Consider the following 6,468-nt stretch of genomic DNA (forward strand, 5'->3'; position numbering starts at 1 on the left):
AGGAAGAGACTATGAGCAAGCTGCGCGTGGCAGTCCTCGGCGCCCGGGGCCGCATCGGCGCCGAGGCCGTCAAGGCGGTCGAGGCCGCGGAGGACATGGAGCTCGTCGCCGCGCTCGGCCGCGGCGACAGGCTGGAGACGCTGGCCGAGGCCGGCGCCGAGGTCGCCGTCGAGCTGACCACCCCCGCCTCCGTGATGGAGAACCTCGAGTTCCTCGTCCGGCACGGCATCCACGGCGTGGTCGGCACCACCGGCTGGACCGAGGACCGCCTCGCGCAGCTCGGCACGTGGCTCGCCGCATCCCCGAAGACCGGTGTGCTCATCGCCCCGAACTTCTCCATCGGCGCCGTCCTCACGATGAAGTTCGCCGCTCAGGCCGCCCGGTACTTCGAGTCCGTCGAGGTCGTCGAACTGCACCACCCCAACAAGGTCGACGCCCCCTCCGGCACCGCGACCCGTACCGCGCAGCTCATCGCGGCCGCCCGCGCCGAGGCGGGCCTCGGCGCACAGCCCGACGCCACCGCCACCGCGCTGGACGGCGCGCGCGGCGCGGACGTCGACGGCGTCCCGGTCCACGCCGTCCGCCTGCGCGGCCTGCTCGCGCACCAGGAGGTCCTCCTCGGCGGCGAGGGCGAGACCCTGACCATCCGTCACGACTCCCTGCACCACAGCAGCTTCATGCCGGGCATCCTGCTCGGCGCGCGCCGCGTGACGCAGACCCCGGGCCTCACCTTCGGCCTGGAAAACTTCCTCGACCTGGGCTGACCGGACTGATTCAGATGCGCGCGAAGATCACGTACTTCATCACGGCCGCCGTGCTGGTCGTCTACTTCGTCCTGGTCGGCAGCCGGGGACTGCTGCTGATCCAGCAGGGAACCCCGCTCACCGTCACCTTCGGGGTGGCCGTGCTGATCCTGCCGGTCATCGGCGTCTGGTTCCTCTGGAAGAACACGCAGTTCGTCACCAGGGCCAACCAGCTCGCCGGTGAGCTGGAGGCCGAGGGCGGACTGCCCGTGGACGAGCTGGAGCGCGACGAGTACGGCCGGATCCTGCGGGACTCCGCCGACGCGGTCTTCGCACGCCGCAAGGCCGAGACCGAGGACGCGCCGGGGGACTGGCGCAGCTGGTTCCGGCTCGCCGTCGCCTACCACGACGCCCGGGACACCCCGCGGGCGCGCAAGGCCATGCAGCGGGCGATCGCCCTGCACGACAAGAAGCCCGTACAGGTCTGACACCTGTACGGGCTCCACGCGGCGCGTCCCGGCACACCCGGGACCCGGGTGTCAGGCGGGCACGGGCCGGTACTCCTCGGCCCAGGCCTCGACCGTGTCGGCCGCCCGGTCGAAGGCCTCGGCCCGCGACAGGAAATCGGCGTCGTGGTCGGTCAGCAGCACCGGGGGCTCCGCGACGTCCCGGGCGGACATCGTCAGCGCCTGCCCCTGCACGGTCCTCGGCAGCCCCAGCCAGCGCACCGGCTGCTGCACCGTGCGGATCTCGGTGACCTCGTTCCACGCGGTCGTGCGGGTCACGAAGAAGCCGACCCTGCGCAGACCCGCAGGGCTGACCCACACGCCGACGCGCAGCATCTGCAGCGCGGACCCGAGGACGGCGAGAGCGGCGATCAGGCAGGCGCCCGCTCCGCCCCAGCCGCCGCCCGCGAAGGCGACGATCATCGTGGCCAGCAGCATGAAGGCGGACAGCAGGAGCAGCACCGCGGAGATGGCCACGCGCCAGGGGCCGGGCCGGTAGGGCCGTCGCCAGCGGTCGCGGTCGGCGTGGGCCAGGACCTCGTCGCCGTCGTCGTCCGCATCGGACACGCCGTCGGCCGTCAGGAAGGGCAGGGGCACGGCTGGACCTCACTCACATGCACGTTCGGTAGGGCTCTGCCCGTGAGGCTACCGCCCCTCGGCCGCAGTCGACTGCTGCGACTTCTCCGCGGCCTCGTTCGGCTGGAGCGCCGGTATGCCGAAGAGCAGTGAGCCGGCGAGCCCCGCGACCACCGTCAGTCCGACCAGACTACGGGCGGCCAACTGGGCCTTGCCCAGGCGCTCGCGCGGCGGTGGGGTGACGTTGCTCCGGAAACGGTCGGCCTCGGCGACGAAGGCGAACGGAACGGGTTCGCGCCGGCGAAACATGAGAGGGCATCTCCTCGGGCTCGATGCGGGTGCGTTCTCTCCTGTAGGACGTACGGGCCGCCCCATCGGTGCCGGATTTCGGGACATTCACCAAAATTCATGGCTGTGCGTCAGCTGTGCGCAGACCCCGGTGAGGGGTGAGCGTGCGCGGCGACCCGTGGGGGGCGCCGTAGAGTGGGCGCGCCCCAGGACGCACGTTTGGAAGGACCCCCGGTGAGCGAGACCGCCGCTTCAGATCTGAAACCCAGCTTCCGCAGCGACGTGACGGTGGAGCTGGTGAAGCACTCCGCCGCCGACTCCGACGTGCTGTGGGCGGCCCGCGTCTCCACGGCCGGCGAGCAGTCCCTGGAGGAGCTGCAGAAGGACCCGGAGCGTTCCAAGGGCCTCATCAACTACCTGATGCGCGACCGCCACGGCAGCCCCTTCGAGCACAACTCGATGACCTTCTTCATCAGCGCCCCGATCTTCGTCTTCCGCGAGTTCATGCGCCACCGCGTGGGCTGGTCCTACAACGAGGAATCGGGCCGCTACAGGGAGCTGGAGCCGGTCTTCTACGTCCCCGACGCGGAGCGCAAGCTCGTTCAGGAGGGCCGCCCCGGCAAGTACGTCTTCGTCGAGGGCACCCAGGCGCAGCAGGAGCTGACCGCCCGCGTCATGGAGGACTCCTACGTACAGGCGTACGAGGCGTACCGGGAGATGCTCGCCGCGGGCGTGGCCCGGGAGGTGGCCCGTTCGGTCCTGCCGGTCGGCCTCTTCTCCTCGATGTACGCCACCTGCAACGCTCGCTCGCTGATGCACTTCCTCGGGCTGCGCACGCAGCACGAGCTCGCGACCGTGCCGTCCTTCCCGCAGCGGGAGATCGAGATGGTCGGCGAGAAGATGGAGCAGCACTGGGCCCGGCTCATGCCGCTGACGTACGCGGCGTACAACGGCAACGGGCGCGTCGCCCCGTAGGGGCCGGCGCACCTCTCGGGCACAGATGTGCGAGTTAAGTCCGAAGTGTCCGTATTGCCACGTTTCGTAAACTTCATCTAGGCTGATCAAACGGACCCGGCACTGCTTGAACCCCCGAGCAGGCAGTGCCGGCGTCCAACACTCCCGGTCACCACCGGGACCCGTCCCCCGGTTGACGTCCCCCGAGGGGACACCGCGAGCATGGCAGCGAGTAGCGTGTTACCCATGGCTCCGATCTCGACTCCGCAGACCCCCTTCGGGCGGGTCCTCACCGCCATGATCACGCCGTTTACGGCGGATGGCGCACTCGACCTCGACGGCGCGCAGCAGCTCGCCGTCCACCTGGTGGACGCAGGCAACGACGGCCTGATCATCAACGGCACCACCGGTGAGTCGCCGACCACCAGCGACGCGGAGAAAAACGACCTCGTACGAGCCGTACTCGAAGCCGTTGGAGACCGCGCCCACGTGGTCGCCGGTATCGGTACCAACGACACCCGCCACACCCTCGAACTGGCCCGCCAGGCCGAGCGCACCGGCGCCCACGGCCTGCTCGCCGTCACCCCGTACTACAGCAAGCCGCCGCAGGAGGGCCTCTACCGGCACTTCACGGCGATCGCCGACGCGACCGGGTTGCCGGTCATGCTCTACGACATCCCCGGCCGCAGCGGCGTCCCGATCGAGACCGAAACCCTGGTCCGGCTGGCCGAGCACCCCCGTATCGTGGCCAACAAGGACGCCAAGGGCGACCTCGGCCGTGCCGGCTGGGCGATCGCGCGGAGCGGCCTGGCCTGGTACTCCGGTGACGACATGCTGAACCTTCCGCTCCTGTCGGTCGGCGCCGTCGGCTTCGTCTCCGTCGTCGGCCACGTGGTCACCCCCGACCTGCGCGCCATGCTGGAGGCCCACCTCGCCGGGGACGTCCAGAAGGCGGCCGAGATCCACCAGAAGCTGCTTCCCGTCTACACCGGAATGTTCCGTACCCAGGGTGTGATGACCACCAAGGGCGCGCTGAACCTGCAGGGCCTGCCCGCCGGCCCGCTGCGACTCCCGCTGATCGAACTGACCGACGAAGAGACGGCCCAGCTCAAGATCGATCTTGCCGCGGGCGGGGTACAGCTCTGACAACAGACTTCACAACTGAACAAGCACCACCGGACAAATACAGAGCAGACAACAGCAAGTGCACGAATGACATGCGCGCCACGTGCCTTCCGGGTACGTGGCGTGCGTGGTGAGGAGACACTTTTGAGCCATCCGCATCCGGAACTCGGTCCGCCGCCGAAGCTGCCCAAGGGCGGCCTCAGAGTCACCCCCCTGGGTGGTCTCGGCGAGATCGGCCGCAACATGACCGTCTTCGAGTACGACGGCCGCCTCCTGATCGTCGACTGCGGCGTCCTCTTCCCCGAGGAGGAGCAGCCGGGCATCGACCTGATCCTGCCGGACTTCTCGTCCATCCGGGATCGTCTCGACGACATCGAGGGCATCGTCCTCACGCACGGCCACGAGGACCACATCGGCGCCGTTCCGTACCTCCTGCGGGAGAAGCCGGACATCCCGCTGATCGGCTCCAAGCTGACGCTGGCCCTCATCGAGGCCAAGCTCCAGGAGCACCGCATCCGCCCCTACACCCTTGAGGTGAAGGAGGGCGAGCGCGAGAGCCTGGGCCCCTTCGACTGCGAGTTCATCGCGGTCAACCACTCCATCCCGGACGCCCTGGCCGTGGCGATCCGCACCGGCGCGGGCCTTGTCGTCGCCACCGGCGACTTCAAGATGGACCAGCTTCCGCTCGACAAGCGCCTCACGGACCTGCACGCCTTCGCGCGGCTGAGCGAGGAGGGCATCGACCTCCTGCTGTCCGACTCGACGAACGCCGAGGTCCCGGGCTTCGTGCCGCCGGAGCGAGAGATCTCCACCGTCCTGCGGAACGTCTTCGCCAACGCCCACCACCGGATCATCGTGGCCAGCTTCGCCAGCCACGTGCACCGCATCCAGCAGATCCTCGACGCCGCCCACGAGTACGGCCGCCGGGTTGCCTTCGTCGGCCGTTCGATGGTCCGCAACATGGGCATCGCCCGGGACCTGGGCTACCTCCGTGTCCCGGCCGGCCTCGTCGTCGACGTCAAGACGCTCGACGACCTGCCGCCCGAAGAGGTCGTCCTGGTCTGCACCGGTTCCCAGGGCGAGCCGATGGCGGCCCTGTCCCGCATGGCGAACCGCGACCACCAGATCCGGATCGTCCCCGGTGACACCGTGATCCTGGCGTCGTCGCTCATCCCGGGCAACGAGAACGCGGTGTACCGCGTGATCAACGGCCTGACCCGCTGGGGCGCCAACGTCGTGCACAAGGGCAATGCCAAGGTGCACGTCTCGGGCCACGCCTCGGCCGGCGAGCTGCTGTACTTCTACAACATCTGCAAGCCGCGGAACCTGATGCCGGTCCACGGCGAATGGCGCCACCTGCGCGCCAACGCCGAGCTCGGTGCCATGACGGGTGTCCCCAAGGACCGGATCGTCATCGCCGAGGACGGCGTGGTCGTCGACCTGGTCGACGGCAAGGCCCGGATCTCCGGAAAGGTGCAGGCCGGCTACGTGTACGTGGACGGCCTCTCGGTCGGCGACGTCACCGAGTCCTCGCTCAAGGACCGCCGGATCCTCGGCGACGAGGGCATCGTCTCGGTCTACGTCGTCGTGGACAGCACCACCGGCAAGGTGGTCAGCGGCCCGAACATCCAGGCCCGCGGCTCCGGCATCGACGACGCGGCCTTCGGCGCGGTCATCACCAAGATCGAGGAAGCCATCGCCCGCGCCGCGGCCGACGGTGTCGCCGAGCCGCACCAGATCCAGCAGCTCATCCGCCGCACGATGGGCAAGTGGGTCTCGGACAGCTACCGCCGTCGCCCGATGATCCTCCCGGTCGTGGTCGAGGTCTGATCACGGCCCTCGCCGTAGCGACGTCACCGGAGCGGGGCAACCGGATTTGCATCCGGGGGCCCCGCTCCAGTACGTTGGCGTCTCCACCCCGCAAGAAACCCCGGCACACACGTGTGTCCGGACCGTTCGTGCGGGCGGGTGGGAAATCAGACACCGGGGAGACCTGATAAAGTCTGATCCGCCCGAAAGGGAAAGGCCCTCCAACGGCCACCGAATTCAAATCCGAGTCGACAGTGGCAAGGAAATGGTCTGGTAAGGTTGGAATCGCCGGAAAGGGAAACGCGAAAGCGGAAACCTGGAAAGCACCGAGGAAATCGGACACGAAAGAGTCTGATAGAGTCGGAAACGCAGGACAGCAGAACGAAAGCCCGGAGGAAAGCCGCAGCCGAGAGGCTGAGGTGAGTACGAAGGAAGCGTCCGTTCCTTGAGAACTCAACAGCGTGCCA

Annotated in this window: 7 protein-coding genes; 5 read left to right on the top strand and 2 right to left on the bottom strand. The window is 68.8% G+C overall.

Going from position 1 to position 6,468, the window contains the following annotated elements; all coding sequences use genetic code 11:
* Window positions 1–11: 11 nt before the first annotated feature.
* Entirely contained in the window at window positions 12–764 is a 753-nt protein-coding gene (gene dapB / locus ACIPXC_RS32945) for a 4-hydroxy-tetrahydrodipicolinate reductase (protein WP_401625581.1), read from the top strand.
* A 14-nt stretch (window positions 765–778) separates the two neighbouring features.
* Window positions 779–1,231: a hypothetical protein gene (locus ACIPXC_RS32950; RefSeq protein WP_401625584.1), complete on the top strand. Its 453-nt coding sequence runs from the start codon at window positions 779–781 to the stop codon at window positions 1,229–1,231.
* Between the two features lie 51 nt (window positions 1,232–1,282).
* Here the strand turns inward: ACIPXC_RS32950 and ACIPXC_RS32955 are convergent, their stop codons facing one another.
* Both ACIPXC_RS32955 and ACIPXC_RS32960 read right to left on the bottom strand, forming a co-directional pair.
* Window positions 1,283–1,846 carry a hypothetical protein gene (locus ACIPXC_RS32955; RefSeq protein ID WP_401625586.1) on the bottom strand — a complete coding sequence of 188 codons (564 nt, stop codon included), beginning with the start codon at window positions 1,844–1,846 and terminating at the stop codon, window positions 1,283–1,285.
* Window positions 1,847–1,894: 48 nt separating this feature from the next.
* Window positions 1,895–2,134 (bottom strand): hypothetical protein, encoded by a 240-nt coding sequence (locus ACIPXC_RS32960; RefSeq protein WP_401625589.1) that lies wholly within the window; start codon window positions 2,132–2,134, stop codon window positions 1,895–1,897.
* A gap of 213 nt (window positions 2,135–2,347) precedes the next feature.
* On the opposite strand from ACIPXC_RS32960, the gene thyX reads away from it, so the two are divergent.
* From thyX to ACIPXC_RS32975, 3 genes are all read left to right on the top strand, one after another.
* The gene (thyX, locus tag ACIPXC_RS32965) at window positions 2,348–3,088 is read left to right on the top strand and encodes an FAD-dependent thymidylate synthase (protein WP_037928573.1); all 741 of its coding nucleotides are present in this window, start codon (window positions 2,348–2,350) and stop codon (window positions 3,086–3,088) included.
* 225 nt (window positions 3,089–3,313) lie between these two features.
* Window positions 3,314–4,213 (top strand): 4-hydroxy-tetrahydrodipicolinate synthase, encoded by a 900-nt coding sequence (gene dapA, locus ACIPXC_RS32970; RefSeq protein WP_401625592.1) that lies wholly within the window; start codon window positions 3,314–3,316, stop codon window positions 4,211–4,213.
* 123 nt (window positions 4,214–4,336) lie between these two features.
* Window positions 4,337–6,022, top strand: a complete 1,686-nt coding sequence (locus ACIPXC_RS32975) for a ribonuclease J (RefSeq protein WP_401625594.1) — start codon at window positions 4,337–4,339, stop codon at window positions 6,020–6,022.
* Window positions 6,023–6,468: the final 446 nt, after the last annotated feature.

This window comes from Streptomyces sp. NPDC090021 (assembly GCF_044748225.1).
In the GTDB taxonomy this organism is placed as follows: Bacteria; Actinomycetota; Actinomycetes; order Streptomycetales; family Streptomycetaceae; genus Streptomyces.

Excerpts from the sequence above, each read along its gene's own strand:
- ACIPXC_RS32950 (WP_401625584.1), top strand. The coding sequence starts at position 779 with ATGCGCGCGAAGATCACGTACTTCATCACGGCCGCCGTGCTGGTCGTC.
- dapB (WP_401625581.1), top strand. The coding sequence starts at position 12 with ATGAGCAAGCTGCGCGTGGCAGTCCTCGGCGCCCGGGGCCGCATCGGC.
- dapA (WP_401625592.1), top strand. The coding sequence starts at position 3,314 with ATGGCTCCGATCTCGACTCCGCAGACCCCCTTCGGGCGGGTCCTCACC.
- ACIPXC_RS32960 (WP_401625589.1), bottom strand. The coding sequence starts at position 2,134 with ATGTTTCGCCGGCGCGAACCCGTTCCGTTCGCCTTCGTCGCCGAGGCC.